The sequence below is a fragment of the Nonomuraea sp. NPDC005650 genome, from assembly GCF_040605375.1.
Taxonomy (GTDB): Bacteria; Actinomycetota; Actinomycetes; order Streptosporangiales; family Streptosporangiaceae; genus Nonomuraea.
In genome coordinates this window covers 41,158-65,153 of sequence record NZ_JBEXCR010000016.1, presented here as the reverse complement: position 1 = coordinate 65,153, position 23,996 = coordinate 41,158, and the positions used below count along the sequence as shown (strand labels likewise).

Below are 23,996 nucleotides of genomic sequence, written 5' to 3'. Positions count from 1 at the left end.
AAGATTACATCAAGTCGGGGCTCCAGATTCATCCCGATAAATCCAGAAAAAACCTCGGCTTCGCACCGTGATGCCTACTCAACTAACCGCGCACGTTAGGCACGCCATGGCGACTTCCCATGTTGACCCGCACCAAAGAAGTCAGGACACCAGGCGCCGCATCCTCGAGATGGCCGTCTCCCTCCGGGAGGACCGCCCCGGCGGCTCAGTGGACCACTTCCTCGCGCTGCTGCAGGACCGCCTTCCGCTCTGGCTGAGCATTCTTCACAATCTCTCCCACCGCATCGGAAAAGGGTGCGTAGCGGACAATCTTCTCCCCGTCATCCGGGCGGGCATTGATTACTACATCGACGTACAGAGCGCGGCGCTGCCCGCCTTCACCTCGCCGAACGTGACGGTCCGCTTCCGCGAGGCCGTCCGCGACAAGGGGCTGGGGCCGCGCACCGAAGTCGCGCCGCTGGCCGACTACCTGGCGGCCGAGCAGCGCCTGGGCCGGATAGGGCCCGAAGTCGACCCGGAGGCCAGCGCGCGACTGCTGATCGCGGGCTGCTTCCACCGGGCCTACCTCGAGATGTTCGTCGGCGCCGACATGAGCCCGACGCTGGAGGCCAGCGCTCGCGAGATCGTCCGCGAGTTGCGCCTCGACCCCGTCCCCGCCTGACATCCTGCGACAGCACCCCGGCGACCGCCCATGGCGGGGCCGGGGTGTTTTCGCGTGCACGGAAAACGGCGACCCGGCTTCTCCCCCGCCATCTCTAGGGGTAGGCTGATTGTCAGTAACACTGATGATTTGGAGAGCTGACCATGATTCTGATCACCGGCGGACTGGGCTTCATCGGCACGCACACCACCCGCGCCCTGCTCGACCTCGGCGAGTCCTGCGTGCTCGTCCAGCGCAGGCCCGCCGTGGTGCCCGAGACGTTCGCGAACGAACCCGTCGTCGCCGAGCAGGCCGACCTCACCGACGAGGCCGCCCTCCTGGCGCTCGGCGAGCGGCACAAGATCACCGGCATCGTGCACCTCGCCGGCTCCATGCCCTGGCCGCCCGGCGCGCACCAGCCCCTGGAGGGCGCGGACAGGGCCGTACGGAGCCTCCTGAACGTGTTCCGCGCCGCGAGCGAGTGGCAGGTGACGCGGCTCGGCATCGCCAGCACGATCGGCGTGTACGGCGGCGTGCCCGGCGAGGGCGCGCTCAAGGAGGACCTCCCCCTGCCGATGACGTCGGCCCACCCGATCCCGGCGTTCAAGAAGATCGGCGAGCTGCTCGGCGACCACCTGGCCGGCGCCATGGGGCTCGACGTGGTCAACTACCGCATCGGCGCCATTTGGGGCCCGCTCGGCCACGCCCGGTCGCCGTTCTTCGCCGCGCCTCAGCTCGTGCACGCGGCCGCCCGCGGCGCCGAGCCCGACCTGTCCGCGCTGCGCGCCGGCGCGTACGCGGAGGACGGCATCGACCTGTGCTACGCGAAGGACTGCGGCCGCGCGATCGCCCTGCTCCAGCTCGCGGACCGGCTGACGCACCGCACGTACAACGTGGCCTCCGGGAGGCCGACCACCAACGCCGAGGTCATCTCGGCGATCAGGAAGCTCGTCCCCGGCGCCCGGGTCGGCCTGCCCGAGGGCCGCGAGCCCGCCGGGCCGGACACGTGGCTCGACATCACCCGCCTGCGCGAGGACACGGGATACGAGCCCGCGTACGACACCGAGCGGGCGGTCGGCGACTACCTCGCCTGGCTGCGCGCCGGTAACGAGCGCTAGGACGCGGTCAGCTCCCGATGGCGGCCAGGCGGCACGGCGTGCCGTCGATGACCTGCGAGTACACGGCCTCGGTCAGCTCGGCCACGCGCGGCCAGCCGTACCTCTGGCGGGCCCTGACCGCCCCGGCCGCGCCGAACGCCGCCCGCTTGCCCGGGTCGTCGAGCACGTCGCGCAGCGCCCTGGCCAGGGCGCGCGGGCGGCGCGGCGGCACGAGGACGCCGCAGCCGGCGACGGTGTCCAGGTGTCCCCCGACCGCCGAGGCCACGACGGGCACGCCGCACGCCATCGCCTCGACCGGCACCATGCCGAACGGCTCGTACCACGGCACCGTCACGACGACGTCGGCCGAGCGCATCAGCGCGGGAACGTGCTCGCGCGACACGCTGCCGATCACGTGGACCCTGCGTTCGAGCCCGTACGCCCGCGCCAGCTCGTACAGCCTGACCGCCTCCTCGTCGTCCTCGCGGCCGCCCGCGATCACCAGGTCGGCGTCCGGGATCCGGCGCAGCGCCCTGATCACGGTGTCCACGCCCTTGCGCGGCACCATCCTGCCGATGCTGAGAATCAGCTTGCCGCCCGGGCGCGGCGCCACCGGCCCGTCGGGCCGGAAGACCGACAGGTCCACGCCGCACGGCACGACCGCGATGCGCCGGCCGGGGACCCCCATGGCGCGCAGTTCGGTCACCTCGTCGGCGCAGGTGGCCAGCACGACGTCGGCGCGCCTGCCGATCTCGCGCTCGGTGTCGACGCGGTGGGAGGGGCTGGTGTCGGCGTCGCCCTGCCAGCGCCGCTTGACGGTGCCGAGCGCGTGGAACGTCTGCACCACCGGCACCCCGTCGGCCGCCCGCAGCGCCGCCTGCCCGCTCATCCAGAAGTGGGCGTGCACGATGTCCGGCGGGCTCACGGCCCAGCGGTCGGCCAGGCGCTGGGCGAACTCGGCCATGTACGGGGCCAGCTCGTCCTTGGGCACGGGGGCCGGCGGCCCGGCCGGGACGTACTCGACCGTGACGCCCGGCGCCATGGCCACCGCCCCGGGTTGCCGCTCGGACGAGCGCCGGGTGTGGACGACGACCGTGTGGCCGCGCCCGGCCAGCGCGAGCGCCAGTTCGGCGACGTGGACGTTCTGGCCGCCGGAGTCGACGCCGCCGACCGCCGCCAGCGGGTCCGCGTGCTCGGAGATGAGATCGACCTTCACTGGGTCAGCTCCCTTACTGCCTTGACCACCTGCTCGCTTGTCACATGGGACAGGCACGGGTGCCCGGGCACCGGGCAGGTGCGCGCCCCGCTTCCGCGGCAGGGCGCCTCCTGGTCTCCGAGCAGCACCGCGGGCACCCCGTACGGGGCCCGCCGCGCCGCAGGGACGACGGGGGCGAACAGGCTCACGACCGGTGTCCCGACCGCCGCGGCCAGGTGCGCGGGACCGGTGTCGCCCGCCACGAGCACGCCGGCGCCGTCGACGACGGCGGCGAGCTCGGCGAACGTGGTCACGCCGCCGAGATCGACGGCAGCGTCGCCGGCGACATAGGCGGTGAGGTCACGTTCGGTGCCGGTCACGACGACCCGGTGTCCGTCCTGCGCCAGCTCCCGCACGGCCTGCCGGTGCCGTTCGGCCGGCCAGGTCCGTGCGGGGGCGGATGCCCCTGGGTGCACCACGACATACGTGCCTTTGCCGGCAGCGCCGCCGGCATCAAGCAAGTGCCCCGATTCTCCGCCTATATCCGGCAATGGCCGCCGAACAGCGAGTTTGCCGTCATCGCCCCTCGGCAACTCGAACCCGGCCGCCCTGGCGACCGCCAGCATCCGCTCCGCCTCGTGCACGTCCAGGCTCTCGTCCACGACGTGCCGGACGTCCAGGAGCGAGCCGGGGTAGTCGTTGCTGATGGCGGTGATCCTGCGGACGCCGGCCAGCCTGAGCAGCAGGGCCAGCGGGAGCGCCGACTGGTGGGATGAGGTCAGCACCACCGCCTCGTCGACGCCCGCGAGCCTGCCGACCAGGTCGGCGGCCTGGCCCTTGGTGACGGGCGGCGGGGCGTGCTCGATCCACGGGGCCCTCCATTCGATCACCCGGTCCACGCCGGGCAGCAGTTCGGCCGCCGGCACGCCGTTCGGTCCGGCCAGGAAGACCAGCTCGCGGGCCAGCGTGCGCACGGCCCTGACGGCGGGCCCGGCCAGCAGCACGTCGCCGGCTCCGTCCAGCCGCGCCACCAGCACCCGGCCCCGGTCGTCCCCGCGGCGGCGGCTCGCGGCGCGGGCGGCCTGCTTTCTGGTGGACGCGCGCGTGAGGGTTCTCGTCCTGCGGCGCGGGGTCGGTTCGCACAGCACCGCGCTTCCCGCTCCGCTCGTGGCCGCCGCGCGCGGGAACCGGGCGGCGACCGGATCATGGAAGATCGCGTCGATGCCGAGAAACCTCATCGTTCCCCCTCAGAGGCCGGGAACCGCTACCGAGAGGAGCGATGCTCAAACACTCCCCACGCCCAGGAGAAGCGCAAACAAGAGAAATGACCTGGAATTGGTCACGCTAAGTAGTTGTTTGCCTGGTTGGGGCCCGGGTAGCTGGCGGGCACGCGACGGAGGTGGAAGGTGTTCGAAAAGCGACGGCCCGGCGCGGTGCTCTTCGACCGGGACGGGACCTTGATCAGGGACGTGCCGTACAACGGCGACCCGAACCTCGTCGAGCCCATGCCCGGCGCGGTCGAGGCGGTGGCCAGGCTCAGACGGGCCGAGGTGCCGGTGGCCGTGGTCACCAGCCAGGCCGGCGTAGCCAAGGGCCTGCTGTCCGCGGACGACATGGATCAGGTGAACGCCAGGGTGGAGGAGCTGCTCGGCCCGTTCGACGCCTGGGCGATCTGCGTGCACGACGACGTCGACGGCTGCACCTGCCGCAAACCGGCGCCCGGGCTCGTGATCAGGGCCGCCGCCGTGCTCGACGTCAGCCCCCGCGACTGCGTGGTCGTCGGGGACCTCGGCAGGGACATGGAGGCGGCCAGGGCCGCCGGCGCCAGGGGCATCCTGGTCCCCACCCCGCAGACGCGGCCGGAGGAGATCCAGCAGGCCGCCGAGGTCGCGGACGACCTGATCGACGTGGTCGACATCGTGCTGAGCGACGCGGAGGCGCCGGTGCCGGCCATCGCCACGCCGTGGGCCCGCGCCCTCGGCTGGAGCCGCTGGTGAGCAGGGGACGGCCGTCCGGGCTCCGGGGCAAATCGAGGTATGAGGCCAGGTCGGCTGGGTAGGCGCGAGCAACATGATGATGCTCGACTGGACCCGCAGAGCCGCCTGTCTCGGCCTGGACCCGGAATTGTTCTTCCCGATCTCCATGCAAGGGCCGAGCCAGTCGCAGGTCGAACGGGCCAAACATGTGTGCGCCGGCTGTCCCGTACGTGAGCCTTGCCTGGAGTACGCGCTGGCCACGAGGCAGTCCGACGGCGTGTGGGGCGGCACCGACCCGAAGCAGCGCAGGGAGCTCAGCCTGCGCTCGGCCGTCTGACCCGGGCCGAGGCGCCTGGCTCCTGGCTCTTGGCTCCTGGCTCTTGGCTCCTGGCCCGCCCCCCCGGCTCAGCCGGGCAGGGCCGCCGCGAGGAAACGCTCCCGTTCGGCCGCCTCCAGGTGGTCGCTGAACAGCACGCCGTCGAGATGGTCGACCTCGTGCTGCAGCACCCTGGCCAGCACCCCCAGCGCGCGAACCGTCACCGGCTTGCCCAGCATGTCACGACCACGCGCTGTGACCATGTAGGAACGTTCCAGTGGCCACCACACCCCGGGCGCCGACAGGCACGCCTCGTCGGCGGTGACCCGCCGCTCCGACAGCTCGAGGCGCGGGTTGACCAGATGGCCGGACTTGCCGTCGTAGGCGTAGACCACCACCCGCACCGGCTCGCCCACCTGCGGCGCCGCCAGGCCCGCGCGGCCGGCGCCGGCGCGCATGGTGGCGGTCAGCGACTTGACCAGGCGCCGCAGCTCCCGGTCGAAGTCCTGCACCGGCGCCGCGACCGAGCGCAGCACCGGATCGTCGAACGTGCGAATAGGCCGGACCGTCACCCGCAACTCCCCGATAGGCCACGTCGTCTCCGTCAACGTTTCCCTCGACCGCGCCTGGCCAACCCCTGGGATTCTGCCTTGTAGCACAGCGGTAACAGAGGAGACCCGTAGTCGAAACCACCCGAAAGCAGTATCGGAGGGTGATCTCACTTGCGTCACACGTGCCTGTGATGCCTGGCCGGGTGCTCGGGGCCCGGCCAGACATCTTCGACTACCTGGAGGTGCCGGCATGAGTGTGCTCGCCCTTGAGGGCGGATCCCCGGAGACGGCCCCCGACGCCCTGTCGGGCTTCACGGTCGGCGTGACCGCGACGAGGCGGCGCGAGGAGTTCGGCGCGCTGCTGGAGCGGCGCGGCGCCCGGGTGGTCAGCGCCCCCGCGATCCGGCTGGTCCCGCTGGCCGAGGACGCCGACCTGCTCGCCGCGACCAGGCTCAGCCTGGCGCAGCCGCTCGACGACGTGGTCGTCACCACCGGCGTCGGCTTCCGCGGGTGGATGGCCGCCGCCGAGGGCTGGGGCCTGTCGGCCGATCTGGGCGAACATCTGTCCAGGTCGCGCCTGCTGACCCGCGGCCCCAAGGCCAGGGGCGCGGTGCGCGCCGCCGGGCTCAACGACCACTGGACGCCCGCCACCGAATCGTGCGGGGAGGTCAAGCAGTACCTGCTCGCCCAGGACCTGCGCGGGCGGCGCATCGCGGTGCAGCAGCACGGCGAGCCGCTCGTCGACTTCGTGGCGGACCTGCGCCGGGCGGGGGCCGAGGTGATCGAGATCCCGGTCTACCGGTGGCTGCCGTACCGCGACATCTCGCCGCTGCGCCGCCTCATCAGCCAGACGATCTCCGGCTCGGTGGACGCGGTGGCCTTCACCAGCGCGCCCGCCGTACACGCGATGCTGGGCGCGGCCCGCGCGGAGGGGCTGGAGGAGTCACTGCTGGCGGCGTTCGACGGGACGGTCGTGGCCGCCTGCGTCGGGCCCGTCACCGCCGAGCCGCTGGCCTCGCGCGGCGTGCCGACGCTGCAGCCCGAACGCTCGCGCCTCGGCGCGCTGGCCCGCGCCCTGGCCCGGCACCTGCCCGAGCACGGGGTGACCCGGCTCGTGGCGGGCGATCACAAGCTGGAGATCCGCGGCCACGCGGTGGTGGTGGACGGCGAGCTGCGCCCGCTGCCCCCGGCCCCGATGGCGGTGCTCAAGCGCCTGGCCGACAAGCCGGGTCACGTGGTGTCCCGCGCCGACCTGCGCGTCGTGCTGCCCGGCAGCGTCGCCCGCGACTCGGCCGAGCACGCGGTGGAGATGGCGATCACGCGGCTGCGGCGGGCGCTCGGGCCGGGCGGGATCGTGGAGACGGTGGTCAAGCGCGGCTACCGGCTCGCCTGCCTGTACGAGGCGGGGCTGTGATCGAACGCGCTCCAACGACGCCCACGCTCGTCCTGGCCGCGCACGGCACGCGCAGCCCCGCCGGGGAGGCGACCCTGTCGGCCCTGGCGGAGACGGTCAGGAGGGCCCGTCCCGGGCATCGGGTCGAGCTGAGCTACCTCGAGATCAGCTCGCCCCTGCTGTCCGACGTGCTGCCGGCCGTCCGGGGTCCCGTGGTCGTCGTCCCGCTGCTGCTGGCGGGCGGCTACCACGCCCACATCGACCTGCCGGAGGTCATCGCCTCCCGCCGCCCCGACGCGATCGTCGCCGGGTGGCTGGGGCCGCACCGGCTGCTGACGTCCGCGCTGGCCCGCAAGCTGGCGCGAGCCGGCCTGCGCGCCACGGACGCGGTCCTGCTGGGGGCCGCGGGCTCCTCCGACCCGTCCGCCCTCGCCGACGTCCGCGCCGCGGCCCACCGGCTCGCCGTCCGCCTGGCCCGGCCGGTCACGGCCGCCTTCGCCTCGGCCGGCTCGCCGTCCCTGGAGGAGGCCATGGAACGGCTCGCCTCCACCCCGGCCGCGCGCGTGGCCATCGCCTCGTACGTACTGGCGCCCGGCCACTTCCACGACCGGCTGGCGGGGGTGGGGGCGGAGGTGGTGAGCGACCCCCTCGGGCCGGACCCGGACGTGGCGGCCCTCATCTGGCACCGCTACGACACGGCCCTCCCCAAACGCCACGCCCGGCCCCAGGCGTCCGGCCTGCACCGGGCGTCCCTGTAACGAGGGCGCCGTAACGGAGGGGGCCCGGCTCTTCGACAGGGTGCGGCTGTCCGACTGGATGCGGCTTCCGGCGGTTCGGCCGTTCGCCGGGCCGCGCCGCGTCGGCGAGACGCCGTGCGCGTTGCGCCGCCCCGCGCCGTCCAACGTCCCACCGACCCGGCGCCGGGTGGTGCGGGGCGTCTCGGCCGACGGGCGACCGCACGGCGAGGCGCGCAGCCCACGACGACGGATCGCGGCCACCAAGGGGGTTCCTTCAACGCGCCGCGTCGGAGAGACGCCATGCGGCGGGGTCCGGCGCAACGCGGACGGCGCCCCGCACGACGAGGCGCCGGGGCGGTCGCGTGACGGCGGTGGGGAGGGGTTAGAGGGTGATGCCCAGGAGGGCGTCTGTGAGGTCGCGGGTCAGGCCAGGGGCGGCGGGGTCGGGGCCGCCGTGGGTGAGGGCCTCGTCCGCCCAGGCGTCGATCGCCGCCAGGGCGCCCGGGGAGTCGAGGTCGTCGGCCATCCGCGCGCGTACCGTGGCCAGCAGGTCGTCGGCGGGCGGCCCCGAGGGCAGGGCGGCCGCCGAGCGCCATCGCGCCAGCCGGCGCTCGGCGTCGGCCATCAGGGACGGTACGTACTCCCAGTCGGCGCGGTAGTGGTGGGCCAGCAGCACCAGCCGGATCGCCATCGGGTCGTGGGCGGTCCGCAGCCGGGAGACGAACACCAGGTTGCCCTTGGACTTGGACATCTTCTCGCCGTCCAGCGCCACCATGCCCGCGTGCGTGTAGAACTTGGCGAACGGCCACTCGCCGGTGAGGGCGTGGCCCTCGGAGGCGCCGCACTCGTGGTGCGGGAAGATCAGGTCCGAGCCGCCGCCCGCCACGTCGTAGCCGCCCCCCAGGTTGTCCAGGGCGATCGCGGTGCACTCGATGTGCCACCCGGGGCGCCCCCGGCCCAGCGGGGAGTCCCAGGCGGGCTCTCCGGGCCGCTCGGCGCGCCACAGCAGCCAGTCGAGGGGGTGCCGTTTGCCCTCCCGGTCGGGGTCGCCTCCGCGTTCGGCGAACAGGGCCAGCATCTCGGCCTCGTCGTAACCGGACACCTGGCCGAACTTGGGCGCGTCGGCCACGCTGAAGTAGACGTCGCCGTCCAGGACGTACGTGACGCCCTTGGCGGACAGCCGGGAGATCAGCTCGGCCACCCGGCCGACGACCTCGGTGACGCCCACGTACTCGCGGGGCGGCAGGATCCGCAGCGCCTCCATGTCGCCGCGGAACAGCTCGATCTCCCGCTCGGCCAGGTCGCGCCAGTCGATGCCGGTCTGCTCGGCCCGCTCCAGCAGCGGGTCGTCGACGTCGGTCGCGTTCTGCGTGTAGTGGACCTCGTGGCCCGCGTCGCGCCACATCCGGCCGACGAGATCGAAGGCGTGGTAGGTGTTGGCGTGACCGAGGTGGGTGGCGTCATAGGGGGTGATGCCGCAGACGTACATCCTGGCGGTCGGCCCCGGATCGGTCTGCCTCACCTGCTTGGCCGAGGTGTCATAGAGACTCAGCGGAATGCTCTCACCTGGGAGCTTTGGAACGTTCTGGGCAGCCCACGATCTCATGTGTTTGAGCCTATCTGTCCCGATCAGCGGTCAGGTCAGTGAACTCGTAGGTCACGCCCTCCAGCGAGAGTGAGACCTCCATCACCGACAGGGAGGCGAGGACGCGGCCGCCGGGGAGTTCGTGGCGGACGATGAGCGCGCCGGGGTCGGAGGACGGCTCGGCCTTGATGAGTTCGCTCCAGGTCTCGCTCTCGAACCTGGGCAGGTAGACCAAGACCCGCTCGCTCGCCGGGTCCAGACCCGTGTTCACGATCATGCTGACGCCGTCGGGCAGGTCGGTGGTGGTCAGCCGCTCGCCGTCCCAGCTGAACATGCGGATCCGCGTCAGCTCGGCGAGCACCAGGTGGAAGGGGTCGTAGCGGGTCAGGTCGGAGCCGGGGGGCGTGCCCGTGGACGCGGCCCGCAGCGGCAGGTGGCCGCGCGAGAGCCGGTCCTTCTCCGGTACGGGCCGGCCGTGCCCGTTGAGCAGCGCGGCCGCGCGGCGGGCCGCCGGGTTGACGGCCAGCCAGGTGCCACCGGCCTTGAGGTCACGCCCGCCGAACAGGCCCGGGTGTTCCGGCCAGTGCTCGGCCGGCGCCTCCCACGGTCGATCGGTGAACTCGTCTCTGACGCCCATGAGGGTGAGCGTGCGCCCGGGTCTCACGATCAGCGTGCACATGGGGCAAAGGGTAATAAACGAGCTTCGGCCGCCGAAGGGAGGGGCGGGCCCTTGCGGGCCCGGAGAACGGTTCAGATCGGGGGCCAGGGGATGGCGGGCCAGCCTTCCGAGGGGTACGGGTGCACGCCGGTGTCCAGCAGCCGCCGGACCCGCTGCCAGGTGGCCTCGACCTCCTCCAGGGTCAGCAGGTCACGCAGCCTGCGCCCGAGCGAGCCGGACTCGATGTCGCGCTCCAGCTTGGCCAGCACGGCCACCGCCTCGCGGGCGAGGGGCTTGCCGCGCCACTGCCAGAGCACGGTGCGCAGTTTGTCCTCCACGGAGAAGCAGACCCCGTGGTCGACCCCGTAGACGTGCCCGGTGGGCAGCGGCAGCAGGTGGCCGCCCTTGCGGTCGGCGTTGTTGACCACCGCGTCGAACACCGCCATCCGGCGCACCAGCGGGTTTCGGCTCTTGACCAGCCGCTGGAGGTCGATCTCGCGCTCGGTGTCGATCCACAGCTGGACCATGCCGGGCCCGAAGGGGCCCTCGCGGTAGACCGTGGGCGGCACGATGTTCCAGCCGGTCGCCTGCGACACCTCGAACGCGGCCACCTCGCGGGCGGCCAGCGTGCCGTCGGGGAAGTCCCACAGCGGGCGCTCGCCGCGTACCGGCTTGTAGACGCAGGCGACCGAGCGGGAGCCCAGCTTGACCGAGCAGTAGAGCGTCATGTTGGTGGCCTCGACGAGGCGGCCGGCCACCTCCAGCCGCCCGTCGCGCAGCAGCGCGATGGCCTCATCCCCCTGCATGGACGGCTGCCGGGACGGCTTGATGGCCGGTTCGCTCTCCGGAGCGGTCATGAAGCCGCCTCACCCCCGCGATATCCGTTGAGGCGCACGCAGACGTGCCCGGCGGCGTCGAGTGGCTGCCCGCACAGCGGACAGGGTGGTCGGCCCGCGGCGACGATCCGGAGGGCCCGCTGGGTGAAGGCTCGGGCGGCTCCCGCGCTGATGCGCACGCGCAGCACCGCGGGGTCGATGGCCTCGACGTCTTCCTCGTCGACGACCTCCTGCGCCTCGATCACCACTTGCGACTTCTCCGCGTCCCAGGCCAGCGCCATGGTGCCCACGCGGAAGTCCTCCGCGAGGGGCACGTCGAGCGGCGCTTCGTCGGCCATGTCGGCGGGGGCCAGCGCGGGGACGTGCGCGGTGCCCCCGCTCAGGCGCAGCACCTCGTCCAGCAGCTCGTCGAGCCTGCCCGCGAGGGCGGCGACCTGCAACTTCTCCAGCGCCACCGTGGTCAGTCTGCCCTCGGCCCTGGCCTGCAGAAAAAAGGCGCGCGCGCCCGGCTGCCCCAGGGCACCGGCGACGAACCTCTCTGGTGGGTCGTAGTCGAAGACCGGCATACGCTGACCTTACGTGGTTCCGGGTCCGCCGCCGACGGCGGCATCGCTCCCGGTGATGTTTTCTCCCCCGTCTTTCTCCTCCGAATCCTCGGGGAGCCGCAATTCCCCCATATCGTTGAGCCTGAGAACAAAGGGACGCAGGGGGGCATAGCGAATGATGGTGAGGGCCGCCGGATCGGCTGTTATCCGCTGAAAGTGATCGAGATGAAGGCCCAGAGCGTCCGCGACGATCGACTTGATCACGTCGCCGTGGCTGCAAACCAGGTAGACAGCCTTCTCCCCCAGGCGTTGATTCCACTCCCGGACCGCCGAGACGGCCCGGTGTTGCATTCCGGCCAGGGACTCCCCTTCCGGAAATGTCACCGCACTGGGATGCGCCTGCACCACCCGCCACAGCGGCTCCTCGGCGAGCTCCTTCAGCGGGCGCCCGGTCCAGTCGCCGTAGCCGCACTCGATGAACCGGTCGTCGATCAGCACGTCCGTCTCGCGCCCCGCGGCGACCGCCTGGGCCGTTTCGCGGCAGCGTTCGAGCGGGCTGGAGACGACGGCGTCCAGCCTGACGCCCGCGACGCGGGCGGCCAGCGCCGCGGCCTGCGCCCGGCCGGCCTCGCTCAGGTGCACCCCCGGCGTACGTCCGGCCAGCACCGGGCCGGTGAGGTCCGTCAGCCCATGGCGGGCCAAAAGCAGCGTGGTCACCCGGCAAGTGTCCCAGGCGTGGATCACAACTTTTCACCACGGGCCGCCACCGCCGCGTCAACCGCGAACAACAGTGGTGCGGCAGCCCGATGAGCAGGTTCCTTGTTGGTAACCTGGCGGGATCATGGAGCAGCGCTATGTCGGCCACAGCGGCCTGTCGGTGTCCCGGCTGGGGCTCGGCACGATGACCTGGGGGCGTGACACCGACGCCGATGACGCGGCCGCCCAGCTCCGGACATTCCTGGACGCCGGCGGCAATCTCGTCGACACGGCCGACGTCTACACCGGCGGCGACTCCGAGCGGCTGCTGGGCAGGATGCTGCGCGACTCCGTGCCGCGGTCGGAGCTGGTGATCTCCACCAAGGCCGTGGTGACGCCGACCGGCCGCCGGCCGCGCGACGCCTCCAGGCGCCACCTGATCGCCGCGGTCGACGACTCGCTCAACCGGCTCGGGCTCGACTACGTCGACCTGTGGCAGCTGCACACGTACGACGCCGAGGTGCCTCTGGAGGAGACCCTGGCCGCGCTCGACGCGATCGTCTCCTCCGGGCGCGCCGTCTACGCGGGCGTGTGCGACTACGCCGGCTGGCAGCTGGCCGCCGCGGCGGTCACCCAGCAGATGATCCCCGGCCGCATCCCGATCACCTCGGCCCAGGTCGAATACTCGCTGCTGGCCCGCGAGGCCGAGCGCGAGCTGCTGCCCGCCGCCGCCCATCTGGGCGTGGGCGTGCTGGCCTGGTCGCCGCTGGGCCGCGGGGTGCTGACCGGGAAATACCGCACCGGCATCCCGGCCGACTCCCGGGCCGCCACCCCGCACTTCGCCGACTTCGTCCGGCCGTATCTGGATGAGCGCAGCCGCAGCGTGGTCGAGTCGGTCATGACCGCCGCCGACGGGCTCGGCGTCTCACCGCTGGCGGTCGCCCTGTCCTGGGTACGCGATCAGCCGGGGATCGCCTCGGCCATCGTCGGAGCCCGTACGCACGCGCAGCTCACCGGGGCCCTGACGGCCGAGGACGTGGTGCTGCCCATAGAGATCCGAGATGCCCTCGATGACGTGTCGTCACCCGACTGACCCCTCGCCCCAGGAACGAGAGGCCCCCTCGCGTATCACTACTCGATACCGAATCGCAACTTTACCTGCCAAACGCCTGCGTCTCAGGTCCGATGTCCATAAAGATTTCCCTCGGAAGCGACGCAGGAGGGGACGGATGGGGAGCAGGGCCGCGATCTCGGCTGGAGTTCTCGCGGTGGCGCTGGCGGCCGTCCCAGGGGCCGCGACAGCCGCGTCGGCCGACGCGCAGGACTGCACGCGCGACGGGGGCCTGCTCTCCGGGGTGACCAACACGCTGTGCGACGTGGTGAACACGCTCACCGGCACGGTCGACACCCTGACCGGCGGGACGACCGAGAAGGTGACCGACGGCGTGAACGACACGACCAACGAGGTGCTCGGCCGGGTCGGCGAGGTGGCGCCGACCACCAAGGCCACGCCCGACGCCAACTCCTCGCCGTCGCCCTCCACCTCCGCGAAGGGGCAGGACGACCCCCAGGACAGCGCCTGCCTGCCGGGGATCGCCTGCGAAGGCGAGGCCACGCAGAAGCTCTCCCCCTCGCCCGCCCCCTCTCCCTCGCGCACGTCGCGGCCCCGCGAATGGGGCGTGGAGTCCCTGCCCAGCACGCGGCCCACGGCGCCGGACCAGCGCCCGCAGACCGTGGACCCGGGACGGCCGGTGGTCGAGAAGAAGACGGTCGACACGGACGAGCCGCGGGTGGACCTGCTGTGGCCCAACCCGTTCGCCCATGAGCTGACCCTGCCGATGCAGGACAAGCGGGTGGTACGCCCCAGCCCGCCCGCCTCGGACGTGCTGGGGACGGCGCTGACGATCGCGCTGCTGGGGTCGGCGGTGCTGGCCACGCGGATCGTCCAGCAGCGGCGGCAGCGCACGGATCCGGTGGAGTCGATCCCCTTCGAGCCGGCGCGCGCCGGCAGCGGCAACGGCCGCCACCGCGTGGCCTGACGGACCGCGAACTCAGAAGCGGGGCCCCGCGATCCGCGAGACCCCGCCGGTGACGCCGGTAACCCTCTGATCAGGCGCCGACGGCGTGGACGCCGCCGTCCACGTGGACGATTTCGCCGGTCGTCGCGGGGAACCACTCCGACAGGAGCGCCACGCAGGCCTTGGCCGCCGGAATCGTGTCCGACAGGTCCCAGCCCAGTGGGGCCTTCTCCGGCCAGCTGTCCTCGAACTCCTTGAAGCCCGGGATCGACTTGGCCGCCATCGTACGCAGCGGCCCCGCCGCGACCAGGTTGACGCGGATGTTGTGCTTGCCCAGGTCGCGGGCGAGATAGCGGCTGCACGACTCCAGGCCCGCCTTGGCCACGCCCATCCAGTCGTAGACGGGCCACGCCTTCGTGGCGTCGAAGTCGAGGCCGACGACCGCCCCGCCCTCCTTCATCAGGGGCAGGCAGGCGACCGCGAGGGACTTGAAGGAGTAGGTGGACACGTGCAGGGCCGTGGAGACGTCCTCCCACGAGGTGTTGAGGAAGTTGCCCCCCAACGCCGTCTGCGGGGCGAAGCCGATCGAGTGGACCACGCCGTCGAGGCCGTCCACGTGCTCGCCCACCCGGGCCGCGAGCGTGTCGAGGTGCTCGTTGTTCTGGACGTCGAGCTCCAGCACCGGCGCCGGCTCGGGCAGCCGCTTGGCGATGCGCTCCACCAGGCTCAGCCGGCCGAACCCGGTGAGCACCACCGTGGCGCCCTCCTCCTGGGCCAGCTTGGCCACCGAGAACGCGATCGAGGCGTCGGTGAGCACGCCCGTCACGAGGATCCGCTTGCCTTCGAGAATTCCCACGTCAGTGCCCCATTCCGAGTCCGCCGTCGACCGGGATCACGGCCCCGGTGATGTAAGAGGCGTCGTCGCCGGCCAGGAAGCGTACGACGCGTGCCACCTCCTCGGGCGCCGCCTGACGGCCGAGGGGGATGTTGGAGACGATCGCCTCCTGGTCGAGGTCGGCCGTCATGTCGGTGGCCACGAAGCCGGGCGAGACCACGTTGACCGTGATGTTGCGCGAGCCATACTCGCGGGCCAGGGAGCGGGCGAAGCCGACCAGCCCGGCCTTGGAGGCGGCGTAGTTGGCCTGGCCGGCCTGGCCGGACAGGCCGACCACGGAGGAGATGAGGATGATCCGGCCGCGCTTGAGCTTCATCATCGGGCGGATGGCCCGCTTGGCCACGCGGTAGGCGCCCGTCAGGTTGGCGTCGATGACGTCGGTGAAGGTGTCTTCCTTCATCATCGCCAGCAGCGTGTCCTTGGTGATGCCGGCGTTGGAGACGAGGACCTCGACCGGGCCCTGCTCCGCCTCGACCTTGTCGAACGCGGCCTCGACGTCGGCCATGCTGGTGACGTCGCAGCGCACGCCGAACAGGCCCTCGGGCGGCTCCCCTGATCGGTAGGTGACCGCGACGGCGTCGCCGGCCGCGGCGAGTTCACGGGCGATCGCGAGGCCTATGCCGCGATTGCCCCCGGTGACGAGTACAGAGCGTGCCATGGCACCAGACGCTATCTCCTACCGGCGGGTATGCGGTTGTCCGGGTGGCACAAGATCACAGGGTTAGGATCGTGGACATGCGCCAGATCGATCCCGACTTCCTGGAGCTGCCGTTGCGGCAGCTGGCGGACGCCGCCTTGCAACGCGCCCGCGAGCTCGGCGCCGAGCACGCCGACTTCCGGCTCGAACGCGTCAGAGCCGAGACGCTCAGCCTCTACGACGCCCGGCTCGAAGGGGCCATGGACGCCGACGACCTCGGCTACGCCGTGCGTGTCGTCAAGGGCGACACGTGGGGGTTCGCGGCGGGCGTCCAGCTTACGCCGCAGGCCGCCGCGGCCGTGGCCGAGCAGGCGGTGCGGGTGGCGGAGGTGAGCGCCCCGATCAACCGCGAGCCCATCGAGCTGGCGCCCGAGCCGGTGCACGCCGAGGCCGTGTGGGTGTCGGCGTACGACGTCGACCCGTTCGAGGTGTCCTCGGCCGACAAGGTGAGCCTGCTGGCCGACTGGTCGGCCGGCCTGCTGAAGGGCGCCGACCACGTGTCGGCGCGGCTGCTGCAGGTCAAGGAGCAGAAGTTCTACGCCGACACGGCCGGCACCGTCACCACGCAGCAGCGGGTGCGGGTGCATCCCAAGCTCAACGCGATGAAGGCGCACGAGGGCGGCTTCGACGACATGTCGACGCTCGCGCCGCCGGTCGGGCGCGGGTACGAATACCTGACGGGCACGGGCTGGGACTGGCAGGGCGAGCTGGCCAGGCTGCCCGAGCTGCTGGCGGAGAAGCTGGCGGCGCCCTCGGTCGAGGCGGGCGACTACGACCTGGTCATCGACCCGTCCAATCTGTGGCTGACGATCCACGAGTCGATCGGCCACGCGACCGAGCTGGACCGGGCGCTCGGCTACGAGGCGGCGTACGCGGGCACCAGCTTCGCCACGTTCGACCAGCTGGGCGAGCTGGTCTACGGCTCGCCGCCGATGAACGTGACCGGCGACCGCACGGTCACGCACGGCCTGTCCACGATCGGCTACGACGACGAGGGCGTGCAGGGGCAGAGCTTCGACATCGTCAAGGACGGCATCCTGGTCGGCTACCAGCTCGACCGGCGGATGGCCCTGATGAAGGGGCTCGGGCGGTCCAACGGGTGCGCCTTCGCCGACTCGCCGGGGCACATGCCGATCCAGCGCATGGCGAACGTGTCGCTGGCCCCCGCGCCGGACGGGCCCTCCACCGACGAGCTGATCTCGGGCGTGGAGCGGGGCATCTACATCGTCGGCGACAAGAGCTGGTCGATCGACATGCAGCGCTACAACTTCCAGTTCACCGGGCAGCGGGCGTACAAGATCTCCCACGGGAAGCTGGCCGGGCAGGTCAGGGACTTCGCCTACCAGGCGACCACGACGGACTTCTGGCAGTCGATGGAGGCCGTGGGAGGGCCGGGGACGTACGTGCTCGGAGGCGCTTTCAACTGCGGCAAGGGTCAGCCGGGCCAGGTCGCGCCGGTCAGCCACGGCTGCCCGTCGGCGCTGTTCAAGGGCGTGCGGATCCTCAACACCGTTCAGGAGGGTGGCAAGGCGTGAACGAGCGTAGCGAGCGAACCCATAAGCACGGATTCTCGGAGAGCCGGTCCGGCTTGCCGCTCCAGACCTCTCCGCAGGAGATGGTCGAGAAGGCCCTGGAGCTCTCGGCGAACGACGACTGCGTGGTGCTGGTGGACGAGGAGTCCACGGCCAACCTGCGGTTCGCGGGCAACACGCTCACGACCAACGGCGTCGCCCGCTCCGCCCGGCTGACCGTGATCTCGATCGCGGGGCGGGGCGTCGGGGTCGTGTCGCGGGCCGCCGTACGCGATGAGCAGCTCGAGGCCGTGGTGGCGGCGGCCGACGCGGCCGCTCGGGAGGCCCAGCCCGCCGAGGACGCCCGCGCCCTCGTCGAGGGCGTGCCGGAGTCGCCGCACTGGGGCTCGGCCGTCGAGCCGACCGACATCGGGGTGTTCGAGGCGTTCGCGCCCGCGCTCGGCGAGGCGTTCGCGGCGGCGGAGGCGGGCGGCAGGAGGCTGTACGGGTTCGCCGAACACTCGCTGACGTCGACGTTCCTCGGCACGTCCAAGGGTCTGCGGCTGCGGCACGACCAGCCGACCGGGCGCCTGGAGCTCAACGCCAAGTCGGCCGACCTGAAGCGGTCGGCGTGGACGGGCGTGTCCACCGAGGACTTCGCCGACGTCGACGTCGCGGCGCTCGACTCCTCGCTGGCGCAGCGGCTGGAGTGGGCCAAGACCCGAGTCGACCTGCCGGCCGGGCGCTACGAGACGCTGCTGCCGCCCAGCGCGGTGGCCGACCTGATGATCTACCTGTTCTGGTCGGCGGGGGCCAGGGACGCGCTCGACGGGCGTTCGGTGTTCTCCAAGCCAGGCGGGGGCACGCGGGTGGGCGAGCGGCTGGCCACGCTGCCCGTCACGCTGTCGAGCGACCCGTCGGCGCCGGGCATCATGTGCTCGCCGTTCGTCACGGCGCACGCCTCCAGCCGGGAAAGCTCGGTTTTCGACAACGGGTTGCAGCTGGGGCCGACCGACTGGATCAGGGACGGGCGCCTGGAGGCGCTGCTGCAGACCCGCTACTCGGCGGAGCTGAGCGGCCTGCCGGTGACGCCCGGGATCAGCAACCTGATCATGTCGGGCCCCGAGGGCGGCCGGTCCCTGGAGGAGATGATCGCCTCCACGGAGCACGGGCTCCTCGTCACCTGCCTGTGGTACATCCGCGAGGTCGACCCGCAGACGCTGCTGGTGACCGGGTTGACCCGGGACGGGGTCTACCTGGTCGAGCACGGGGAGGTCGTGGGCGAGGTGAACAACTTCCGCTTCAACGAGAGCCCGGTGGACCTGCTCGGGCGGTTGACGGAGGTGGGGGCGGGCGAGCGCACGCTGCCCCGGGAGTGGAACGACTACTTCCAGCGCACGATCATGCCGGCGGTGCGGGTGCCGGACTTCAACATGTCCACGGTCAGCCAGGCCAGCTGACCTTCGCGAGGGCCGCGTCCGGGTGGGCGCGGCCCCTCGCCCTCGATCTCAGGGGGTCCTCCGGCCTCCACGCGCGTTCCCGGCCCGAAGAAGGCGGCCCTGGAGGAATCCCGGCCCGAAGCGGGCGGCGTTTCCGTCGGAGGAAGGTCAGCGGGGGCCCAGGAGGGCGCCCAGGGCGTGGCTGAGGGCCTCGCCGAGGGTCTTGGCGCACGCCTCGTAGCCTTCGGGCGGCCCGCCGTACGGGTCGTACACCTCCGGAGCCCGCCGGACGTCGCGCCGCTCGGCGGCCGACTCGACGATCGCCCGCGCCCGCTCGGCCGTGTCCGACCGGTAGCGGCGGTGCCCCGCCCCCGCCGCCAGCTCCGCGAACTCCGGCAACGTGAACGTCTTGCGCTCCACCTGGGGATCGATGCCGACGGCCACGGCCCGGTGCCCGGCCTCCATCGTCAGCAGCAGATCGGCCGACCTGACCAGATCGAGGTCCAGCATCCGGGCACGGTGCGCCCGGCCGTCGAGGCCCAGCCGGTCGAGGGTCGTGATCGCGTGGGGCGCCATCGGCTGCCCGACCAGCGCGCGAACCCCCGCGCTCCCCGTCGCCACGGGCAGCTGCGCGGAGTTGAGCATCGCCTCGGCGATCACCTGCGCCATGGCGGAACGGCAGATGTTCGCCGTGCACACCAGCAGGATCCGGAACTCAACACTCACACCGGCCAATCTAACCTCTCCCCTCCGGGGAGGAGCGGCGGGACGGCTCCATTCCGGCGTACGGCACCGGAGCGCCCGCCTCTTGGCCCACGCTGATCCTTCGGCCGTCCCACGGCTCCCGGGGACCCGCACGCCCTCTGCGACCGTCAGAGGGCCGTACACAGCCCCAGGGGGTGCTCCTCGTGCGGACGACGGGTCCGCCGCCCACGGCGACCCGCCGTCCGGCCTCGAGGCGTCCTTCGGTTCAGGCGTCCTCGAGGCGGAAGCCCACCTTCATGCCGACCTGGAAGTGCGCGACCTCTCCCGCGTCGAGATACCCGCGGATCTCCGTCACCTCGAACCAGTCGAGGTGACGGAGCGTCTGCGAGGCCCGCCTGATGCCGTTGCGGATGGCCTCGTCGACGCTCTCCCCCGACGTTCCGACGATCTCGGTCACCCGGTACGTTCGATCCGTCATCTCCACATCCTCCTTACTCGAAGGCCATGATCGCATGACCCCTATTCCCGCACCGGGGCCCGGTCGCGCCCGGCCTGTCCCGGGTCTACGGTGGAAGACATGAAGGGGTGGCGCAGGAAACCGGCCGTCCACCAGGTCACGGACGCCAAGCCGTCGCTGACGGACGACATCCGCAAGCGCGAGATCGGCTACCTCATCAAGATGGGCATCCGGACGATCTGCCTGATCCTGGCGGTCGTGGTGCCGGTGCCGTGGCCGTACCGGCTGCTCTTCATCGCGGCCGCTGTCTTTTTGCCATACATAGCCGTAATCGGGGCCAATGAGAGAGGGAAGGCTGCCCCTCCGCCTACCTTTGAGACCCCTGAAGCTAACCAAACCGAGATACCGCTGCATCGACGCGAGATCGGGTCGTGACTAAGTCTTGACGCATCCCACGGGTTGTAGGTGTACGCTTTAGCCAAGCGCTCCGGTCCCCCGTCGGAGTGCTGGTGCCGGCGTTCCGGGCCCCCGTCGGAACGCCGATGACGCGACGCCGGGTGGTTTGCCCCCGTAACCACCCGGCGTCGCCCCTTTTCCGGGTGAAGTTATCGATCAGCTTGACGACGCCGAGCCGCTTGACGACGCCGACCTCAGTCCGATAGGGCCGCTTTCCCGAAACCGTTTGCACTCCCTCCCGCCTCGTTATTCACAGGAAATCTTCGGGCGGGAGGTCGGCTTGACTTCAAGAGTTCGTTCGAGTGTCAGTCGTCTGTCAGCGTCTCGGTGGTGGCCTGTCCCCAGTTCTTCGCCAATGTGATCAGTTTCGCCGCCGAGTCGTCGGAGGCGGTCCCGGCTCCCTGGGCGAGGCCGAGCAGGTACGCCGTCAGCGGCGCGGCCGGTCTGGCCACGCCGTGCGCGACCTCCTTGGTGAGGTCGAGAATCAGGTCGCGGTCCACGGTGGCCGGGTCGATGCCCAGTTCCTTGCAGGCCAGTGCGGTCCACTCGTTGAGCACGTTCATGCGAGCCTCCTCCAGGTCGTCCTTTGTGTCACAGTCGAACCACGGTCTACCCGGCAGCGCCAGCCGTACGGCTGTCAGGGGGCCGAGCAGTCCTTTGAGCGAGCGGCCCGGGTAGGCGGCGAGGGCCCGCTTGAGCCGCGCCGTCGGCCACACCCCGGCCAGCCACTGCTCCCGCCCGCCGTCGTCCACCATCACCACCCCGCCGACCGCCTCCACCCACTCCTCGGGCGTCCGCTCCCGGGCGTCTCCGGACGGCGGTGCGGCCTCCCACGACGTCGCCCCTGCGGCGCTCCGGGACATCGGCCCCGCGGCGTTGTCGGGTATTCGGGGGGTTGGTCTTCCGGGGGTGGGGGGTTGGGTGGTGGCGGCGTTCAGGAGGGCCGTGACGTGAGAGGCGGTCATGAACGGCAGGTCGCCGGCGAGGAGCACCACCCACGGGGCCGAGACCTCGTTCAGTCCCGCCGCCAGGGCCGGGACGGGGCCGCTCCTCGGCGGGTCCTCGCGGGCGAACGCCACCCCGGGGATCGGGCGCTCCGGGCCGACGACGATCGTCGTACGGGCGCCCGCCACGGCCGCCACCACGTGTTCGACCAGGGATCTGCCGCCCACCGTGAGGCCGGGTTTGTCCGCCCCGCCGAGCCGTCGCGCCTCTCCCCCGGCCAGGATGACCGCGTCGAAGGCCGCCCCGCCCGGGTGCTCGGCCGTGGGCGCCACGTCGTCAGCCGCCGATGGCGGACATGGGCCGGGCCGGCTGGAGGAAGGACGGGTCGTCGATGCCGTGGCCGGCGCGCTTGCGTGCCACGGCGGCGATCCAGCGTTGGGCCAGCTCCTCGTCGGAGGCGCCCGCGCGCATGCGCGTCTTCAGGTCGGACTCCTCCGTCGCGAAGAGGCAGTTGCGTACCTGGCCGTCGGCGGTGAGCCGGACCCGATCGCAGGACCCGCAGAACGGGCGCGTCACCGACCCGATCACCCCGACCCGGGCGGGACCCCCGTCCACGAGGAACCGCTCGGCCGGTGCGCTGCCGCGCTCCTCCAGGTCGTCCGCGGTCAGGTCGAACGCGCCCGACAGCCGTTCGAGGATCTCGTCGGCGGTGACCATGCCCTCGCGGGTCCAGCCGTGCTGGGCGTCGAGGGGCATCTGTTCGATGAAGCGCAGCTCGTAGCCCTGGTCGAGGCACCACCGCAGCAGCGCAGCGGCCTCGTGGTCGTTGACGCCGCGCATGAGCACCGCGTTGACCTTGACGGGACGCAGGCCCGCCTCGTCGGCGGCGGCCAGGCCGGTGATGACGTCGGCGTGCCTGTCACGGTGGGCGAGCCGCTTGAACGTGTCGGGGTCGAGCGTGTCGAGCGAGACGTTGACCCGGTCGAGCCCGGCGTCGGCCAGCGATCCGGCCAGCCGGGCCAGCCCGATGCCGTTGGTGGTCAGCGAGACCTGCGGCCTGGGGGTCAGGGCGGTGGTACGGGCGACGATGTCGACCAGCTCGCGCCTGATGAGGGGTTCGCCGCCGGTGTAGCGGACTTCGGTGATGCCCAGGCGTTCCACGCCTATCGTCACGAGGCGGACGATCTCGTCGGCGGTCAGGAGCTGCGCGTTGGGGAGCCAGTCGAGACCTTCGGGGGGCATGCAGTACGTGCAGCGCAGGTTGCACTTGTCCGTGAGGGACACCCGCAGATCCGTCGCCACCCGTCCGAACGAGTCTCGCAACATGGGGCGTCACCTCCTGTTCGTTCGCCAGAGGGCCAGACTACGACGCCCGTCGGGCACCGCTCAAAATCACCCTCTTCACGGCACGACAACGCTTTCTTCCCTAGATCGATTCCGAACGACCAGGCCAGAGCCATGAGAAATGCCCCAGGGTGTTCATCCTGCCGCCTCGTACCAGGCCTCGCGGGCGTGCATGAGTTCGGCCAGGTGTTTTCTCGACCACTCACAGCCCGCGTTCATGGGTTCGAGGAGGCTGCGGCCGAGGTCGGTCAGCTCGTACTCGACGCGCGGCGGGATCTCGTCGTACGGGGTGCGGGTGAGGAGGCCGTCGCGCTCCATGGCGCGCAGGGATTCGGTGAGGACCTTCGGGGTGATGCCGCGCAGCGGGGCCTGGAGTTCCGTGAAGCGCCGCGGGCCTGACTCCAGGCAGCGGATGATCTTCGCGGTCCACTTGTCGCCGATGCGGATCGGCGCGACCACCGGAGGGCAACCCGTGAACATGTCCGGATCAAGAGGCTCGGCCATCCCGACATCGTAGGTAACTATCGTTGCGGAAAGCGATATCTCGCCCTTTACCGTCTCCACGAGCGGCCGGGAGGGACCGGCCCCGGGAGAAGGGGTGTGGTGAGGGTGAGCAGGATCGTGGTGTTCGGCGCCGGTGGGCGGGCCGGGGCGCGGGTGGTCTCGGAAGCGGTCGGGCGGGGGCACGAGGTGACGGCCGTCGTCCGGGATCCCGGGAAGTACGCGGCCGGCGCCGTTCCGCCGGAGGCCGGGGCGGGGGTGCGGGTGGTGGCCGGGGACGTCACCGACCTCGCCGGCGTGGCGGAGATCGCGGCGGGGCACGACGCGGCCGTTCAGGCGGCGGCCCGGCTGGACGTGTCGTCGGAGGAGTTCTACACGGCGGCGGCGCGGGCGCTGGCCGGCGGGCTGGGGCGGGCCGGGGTGTCCCGGCTGGTGGCGGTCGGGATCGGGAGCCTGCTGGAGGTCTCCCCCGGGGTTCGGCTCGTGGACACACCGGACTTCCCGGCCGAGGCGCGGGCGTTCTCGCTGGGGCACGCGGCGGAGCTGGAGGTGTTCGAGGGGTCGGGGCTCGACTGGGTGGTGCTCGCCCCGCCGCCCGTGTTCCTCGACGAGGTGGCGGCGCGGACCGGGCGTTATCGGATCGGGGGCGGGCGGGTGCCGGCGCTGGAGCCCGCGTTCTCGTTCGCCGATCTGGCGGTGGCGGTGGTGGACGAGGTCGAACGGCCCCGGCACCATCGCGTCCAGGTCGCCGTCTCGTACTAGGCGCCGCCGCTTCTTTGACGTGCCGGGAGAAAGGGCGGAAA

The 23,996-nt window shown here is 71.9% G+C and carries 27 protein-coding genes; 12 read left to right on the top strand and 15 right to left on the bottom strand.

The genetic code is table 11. The features are described from left to right. The first annotated feature begins 169 nt into the window (after window positions 1-169). Window positions 170-661, top strand: coding sequence for a hypothetical protein (locus tag ABZS69_RS27190; RefSeq protein ID WP_355377463.1), 492 nt, complete (start codon window positions 170-172; stop codon window positions 659-661). A gap of 143 nt (window positions 662-804) precedes the next feature. Beyond that, a complete protein-coding gene (locus ABZS69_RS27185) occupies window positions 805-1,758 on the top strand; it encodes an NAD(P)-dependent oxidoreductase (protein ID WP_355377461.1) in 954 nt (317 codons plus the stop codon). Between the two features lie 7 nt (window positions 1,759-1,765). Here ABZS69_RS27185 and ABZS69_RS27180 read toward each other — a convergent pair whose 3' ends face one another. Both ABZS69_RS27180 and ABZS69_RS27175 read right to left on the bottom strand, forming a co-directional pair. Continuing rightward, window positions 1,766-2,953 (bottom strand): glycosyltransferase, encoded by a 1,188-nt coding sequence (locus ABZS69_RS27180; RefSeq protein ID WP_355377459.1) that lies wholly within the window; start codon window positions 2,951-2,953, stop codon window positions 1,766-1,768. Then, a complete protein-coding gene (locus tag ABZS69_RS27175) occupies window positions 2,950-4,170 on the bottom strand; it encodes a glycosyltransferase family 9 protein (protein ID WP_355377457.1) in 1,221 nt (406 codons plus the stop codon). The genes ABZS69_RS27180 and ABZS69_RS27175 overlap by 4 nt, the downstream gene beginning before the upstream one ends. Before the next feature lie 168 nt (window positions 4,171-4,338). Between ABZS69_RS27175 and ABZS69_RS27170 the strand changes: the two genes are divergently transcribed. Together ABZS69_RS27170 and ABZS69_RS27165 are read left to right on the top strand one after the other, a co-directional pair. Beyond that, the gene (locus ABZS69_RS27170) at window positions 4,339-4,929 is read left to right on the top strand and encodes an HAD-IIIA family hydrolase (RefSeq protein ID WP_355377455.1); all 591 of its coding nucleotides are present in this window, start codon (window positions 4,339-4,341) and stop codon (window positions 4,927-4,929) included. Between the two features lie 73 nt (window positions 4,930-5,002). After that, window positions 5,003-5,245 (top strand): WhiB family transcriptional regulator, encoded by a 243-nt coding sequence (locus ABZS69_RS27165; protein WP_355377453.1) that lies wholly within the window; start codon window positions 5,003-5,005, stop codon window positions 5,243-5,245. A 68-nt stretch (window positions 5,246-5,313) separates the two neighbouring features. Here ABZS69_RS27165 and ABZS69_RS27160 read toward each other — a convergent pair whose 3' ends face one another. After that, the gene (locus tag ABZS69_RS27160) at window positions 5,314-5,796 is read right to left on the bottom strand and encodes a peptide deformylase (protein ID WP_355377451.1); all 483 of its coding nucleotides are present in this window, start codon (window positions 5,794-5,796) and stop codon (window positions 5,314-5,316) included. Between the two features lie 229 nt (window positions 5,797-6,025). Here ABZS69_RS27160 and ABZS69_RS27155 point away from each other — a divergent pair, with 229 nt between their 5' ends. Both ABZS69_RS27155 and ABZS69_RS27150 read left to right on the top strand, forming a co-directional pair. Then, a complete protein-coding gene (locus tag ABZS69_RS27155; protein ID WP_355377449.1) occupies window positions 6,026-7,189 on the top strand; it encodes a uroporphyrinogen-III synthase in 1,164 nt (387 codons plus the stop codon). Further along, complete coding sequence (locus ABZS69_RS27150; RefSeq protein ID WP_355377447.1) at window positions 7,186-7,926, top strand: CbiX/SirB N-terminal domain-containing protein; 741 nt, start codon at window positions 7,186-7,188, stop codon at window positions 7,924-7,926. The genes ABZS69_RS27155 and ABZS69_RS27150 overlap by 4 nt, the downstream gene beginning before the upstream one ends. 361 nt (window positions 7,927-8,287) lie before the next feature. Here ABZS69_RS27150 and mshC read toward each other — a convergent pair whose 3' ends face one another. The 5 genes from mshC to ABZS69_RS27125 all read right to left on the bottom strand — a co-directional run bounded on the left by mshC (window position 8,288) and on the right by ABZS69_RS27125 (window position 12,246). Continuing rightward, window positions 8,288-9,511, bottom strand: coding sequence for a cysteine--1-D-myo-inosityl 2-amino-2-deoxy-alpha-D-glucopyranoside ligase (gene mshC / locus ABZS69_RS27145; protein ID WP_355377445.1), 1,224 nt, complete (start codon window positions 9,509-9,511; stop codon window positions 8,288-8,290). 10 nt (window positions 9,512-9,521) lie between these two features. Further along, window positions 9,522-10,169, bottom strand: a complete 648-nt coding sequence (locus ABZS69_RS27140) for an NRDE family protein (RefSeq protein ID WP_355377443.1) — start codon at window positions 10,167-10,169, stop codon at window positions 9,522-9,524. Between the two features lie 71 nt (window positions 10,170-10,240). Beyond that, the gene (locus ABZS69_RS27135; protein ID WP_355377441.1) at window positions 10,241-11,005 is read right to left on the bottom strand and encodes an SCO1664 family protein; all 765 of its coding nucleotides are present in this window, start codon (window positions 11,003-11,005) and stop codon (window positions 10,241-10,243) included. Further along, a complete protein-coding gene (locus ABZS69_RS27130; protein ID WP_355377439.1) occupies window positions 11,002-11,550 on the bottom strand; it encodes a DUF3090 domain-containing protein in 549 nt (182 codons plus the stop codon). The genes ABZS69_RS27135 and ABZS69_RS27130 overlap by 4 nt, the downstream gene beginning before the upstream one ends. Window positions 11,551-11,559: 9 nt before the next feature. Beyond that, complete coding sequence (locus tag ABZS69_RS27125) at window positions 11,560-12,246, bottom strand: MSMEG_4193 family putative phosphomutase (protein ID WP_355377437.1); 687 nt, start codon at window positions 12,244-12,246, stop codon at window positions 11,560-11,562. 124 nt (window positions 12,247-12,370) lie between these two features. Between ABZS69_RS27125 and ABZS69_RS27120 the strand changes: the two genes are divergently transcribed. Both ABZS69_RS27120 and ABZS69_RS27115 read left to right on the top strand, forming a co-directional pair. Continuing rightward, the gene (locus ABZS69_RS27120; protein ID WP_355377435.1) at window positions 12,371-13,318 is read left to right on the top strand and encodes an aldo/keto reductase; all 948 of its coding nucleotides are present in this window, start codon (window positions 12,371-12,373) and stop codon (window positions 13,316-13,318) included. Window positions 13,319-13,454: 136 nt separating this feature from the next. Continuing rightward, window positions 13,455-14,264 (top strand): hypothetical protein, encoded by an 810-nt coding sequence (locus ABZS69_RS27115; protein WP_355377433.1) that lies wholly within the window; start codon window positions 13,455-13,457, stop codon window positions 14,262-14,264. A 70-nt stretch (window positions 14,265-14,334) separates the two neighbouring features. On the opposite strand, the gene fabI is transcribed toward ABZS69_RS27115, so the two are convergent. Both fabI and ABZS69_RS27105 read right to left on the bottom strand, forming a co-directional pair. Next, complete coding sequence (fabI, locus tag ABZS69_RS27110; RefSeq protein ID WP_355377431.1) at window positions 14,335-15,099, bottom strand: enoyl-ACP reductase FabI; 765 nt, start codon at window positions 15,097-15,099, stop codon at window positions 14,335-14,337. Between the two features lies 1 nt (window position 15,100). Beyond that, a complete protein-coding gene (locus tag ABZS69_RS27105; RefSeq protein ID WP_355377429.1) occupies window positions 15,101-15,796 on the bottom strand; it encodes a beta-ketoacyl-ACP reductase in 696 nt (231 codons plus the stop codon). A 77-nt stretch (window positions 15,797-15,873) separates the two neighbouring features. Here ABZS69_RS27105 and ABZS69_RS27100 point away from each other — a divergent pair, with 77 nt between their 5' ends. Continuing rightward, window positions 15,874-17,370, top strand: coding sequence for a TldD/PmbA family protein (locus ABZS69_RS27100; protein WP_355377427.1), 1,497 nt, complete (start codon window positions 15,874-15,876; stop codon window positions 17,368-17,370). Window positions 17,371-17,450: 80 nt separating this feature from the next. Beyond that, window positions 17,451-18,806, top strand: a complete 1,356-nt coding sequence (locus tag ABZS69_RS27095; protein WP_355377798.1) for a metallopeptidase TldD-related protein — start codon at window positions 17,451-17,453, stop codon at window positions 18,804-18,806. 147 nt (window positions 18,807-18,953) lie between these two features. Here ABZS69_RS27095 and ABZS69_RS27090 read toward each other — a convergent pair whose 3' ends face one another. Continuing rightward, window positions 18,954-19,511, bottom strand: coding sequence for a hypothetical protein (locus ABZS69_RS27090; RefSeq protein WP_355377425.1), 558 nt, complete (start codon window positions 19,509-19,511; stop codon window positions 18,954-18,956). A 244-nt stretch (window positions 19,512-19,755) separates the two neighbouring features. Next, on the bottom strand, window positions 19,756-19,968 hold the full coding sequence (locus tag ABZS69_RS27085; RefSeq protein WP_185076887.1) for a dodecin: 213 nt from the start codon (window positions 19,966-19,968) through the stop codon (window positions 19,756-19,758). Window positions 19,969-20,067: 99 nt separating this feature from the next. Here ABZS69_RS27085 and ABZS69_RS27080 point away from each other — a divergent pair, with 99 nt between their 5' ends. After that, a complete protein-coding gene (locus ABZS69_RS27080) occupies window positions 20,068-20,382 on the top strand; it encodes a DUF3099 domain-containing protein (RefSeq protein WP_355377423.1) in 315 nt (104 codons plus the stop codon). Between the two features lie 326 nt (window positions 20,383-20,708). Here the strand turns inward: ABZS69_RS27080 and ABZS69_RS27075 are convergent, their stop codons facing one another. From ABZS69_RS27075 to ABZS69_RS27065, 3 genes are all read right to left on the bottom strand, one after another. Then, complete coding sequence (locus tag ABZS69_RS27075) at window positions 20,709-21,680, bottom strand: NTP transferase domain-containing protein (protein WP_355377421.1); 972 nt, start codon at window positions 21,678-21,680, stop codon at window positions 20,709-20,711. A gap of 4 nt (window positions 21,681-21,684) precedes the next feature. Next, entirely contained in the window at window positions 21,685-22,674 is a 990-nt protein-coding gene (gene moaA, locus ABZS69_RS27070) for a GTP 3',8-cyclase MoaA (protein ID WP_355377419.1), read from the bottom strand. A 153-nt stretch (window positions 22,675-22,827) separates the two neighbouring features. Further along, window positions 22,828-23,196, bottom strand: coding sequence for a helix-turn-helix domain-containing protein (locus ABZS69_RS27065; RefSeq protein WP_355377417.1), 369 nt, complete (start codon window positions 23,194-23,196; stop codon window positions 22,828-22,830). Between the two features lie 105 nt (window positions 23,197-23,301). On the opposite strand from ABZS69_RS27065, the gene ABZS69_RS27060 reads away from it, so the two are divergent. Beyond that, window positions 23,302-23,955 carry an NAD(P)H-binding protein gene (locus tag ABZS69_RS27060; RefSeq protein ID WP_355377415.1) on the top strand — a complete coding sequence of 218 codons (654 nt, stop codon included), beginning with the start codon at window positions 23,302-23,304 and terminating at the stop codon, window positions 23,953-23,955. The last annotated feature ends 41 nt before the right edge of the window (window positions 23,956-23,996 follow it).

Coding starts and splice junctions, on each gene's coding strand:
- ABZS69_RS27190 (WP_355377463.1), top strand. CDS start 170: ATGGCCGTCTCCCTCCGGGAGGACCGCCCCGGCGGCTCAGTGGACCAC.
- ABZS69_RS27130 (WP_355377439.1), bottom strand. CDS start 11,550: ATGCCGGTCTTCGACTACGACCCACCAGAGAGGTTCGTCGCCGGTGCC.
- ABZS69_RS27115 (WP_355377433.1), top strand. CDS start 13,455: ATGGGGAGCAGGGCCGCGATCTCGGCTGGAGTTCTCGCGGTGGCGCTG.
- ABZS69_RS27095 (WP_355377798.1), top strand. CDS start 17,451: ATGGTCGAGAAGGCCCTGGAGCTCTCGGCGAACGACGACTGCGTGGTG.
- ABZS69_RS27155 (WP_355377449.1), top strand. CDS start 6,026: ATGAGTGTGCTCGCCCTTGAGGGCGGATCCCCGGAGACGGCCCCCGAC.
- mshC (WP_355377445.1), bottom strand. CDS start 9,511: ATGAGATCGTGGGCTGCCCAGAACGTTCCAAAGCTCCCAGGTGAGAGC.
- ABZS69_RS27120 (WP_355377435.1), top strand. CDS start 12,371: ATGGAGCAGCGCTATGTCGGCCACAGCGGCCTGTCGGTGTCCCGGCTG.
- ABZS69_RS27175 (WP_355377457.1), bottom strand. CDS start 4,170: ATGAGGTTTCTCGGCATCGACGCGATCTTCCATGATCCGGTCGCCGCC.
- ABZS69_RS27135 (WP_355377441.1), bottom strand. CDS start 11,005: ATGACCGCTCCGGAGAGCGAACCGGCCATCAAGCCGTCCCGGCAGCCG.
- ABZS69_RS27100 (WP_355377427.1), top strand. CDS start 15,874: ATGCGCCAGATCGATCCCGACTTCCTGGAGCTGCCGTTGCGGCAGCTG.
- ABZS69_RS27185 (WP_355377461.1), top strand. CDS start 805: ATGATTCTGATCACCGGCGGACTGGGCTTCATCGGCACGCACACCACC.
- ABZS69_RS27140 (WP_355377443.1), bottom strand. CDS start 10,169: ATGTGCACGCTGATCGTGAGACCCGGGCGCACGCTCACCCTCATGGGC.
- moaA (WP_355377419.1), bottom strand. CDS start 22,674: ATGTTGCGAGACTCGTTCGGACGGGTGGCGACGGATCTGCGGGTGTCC.
- ABZS69_RS27105 (WP_355377429.1), bottom strand. CDS start 15,796: ATGGCACGCTCTGTACTCGTCACCGGGGGCAATCGCGGCATAGGCCTC.
- ABZS69_RS27080 (WP_355377423.1), top strand. CDS start 20,068: ATGAAGGGGTGGCGCAGGAAACCGGCCGTCCACCAGGTCACGGACGCC.
- ABZS69_RS27085 (WP_185076887.1), bottom strand. CDS start 19,968: ATGACGGATCGAACGTACCGGGTGACCGAGATCGTCGGAACGTCGGGG.
- ABZS69_RS27065 (WP_355377417.1), bottom strand. CDS start 23,196: ATGGCCGAGCCTCTTGATCCGGACATGTTCACGGGTTGCCCTCCGGTG.
- ABZS69_RS27165 (WP_355377453.1), top strand. CDS start 5,003: ATGATGATGCTCGACTGGACCCGCAGAGCCGCCTGTCTCGGCCTGGAC.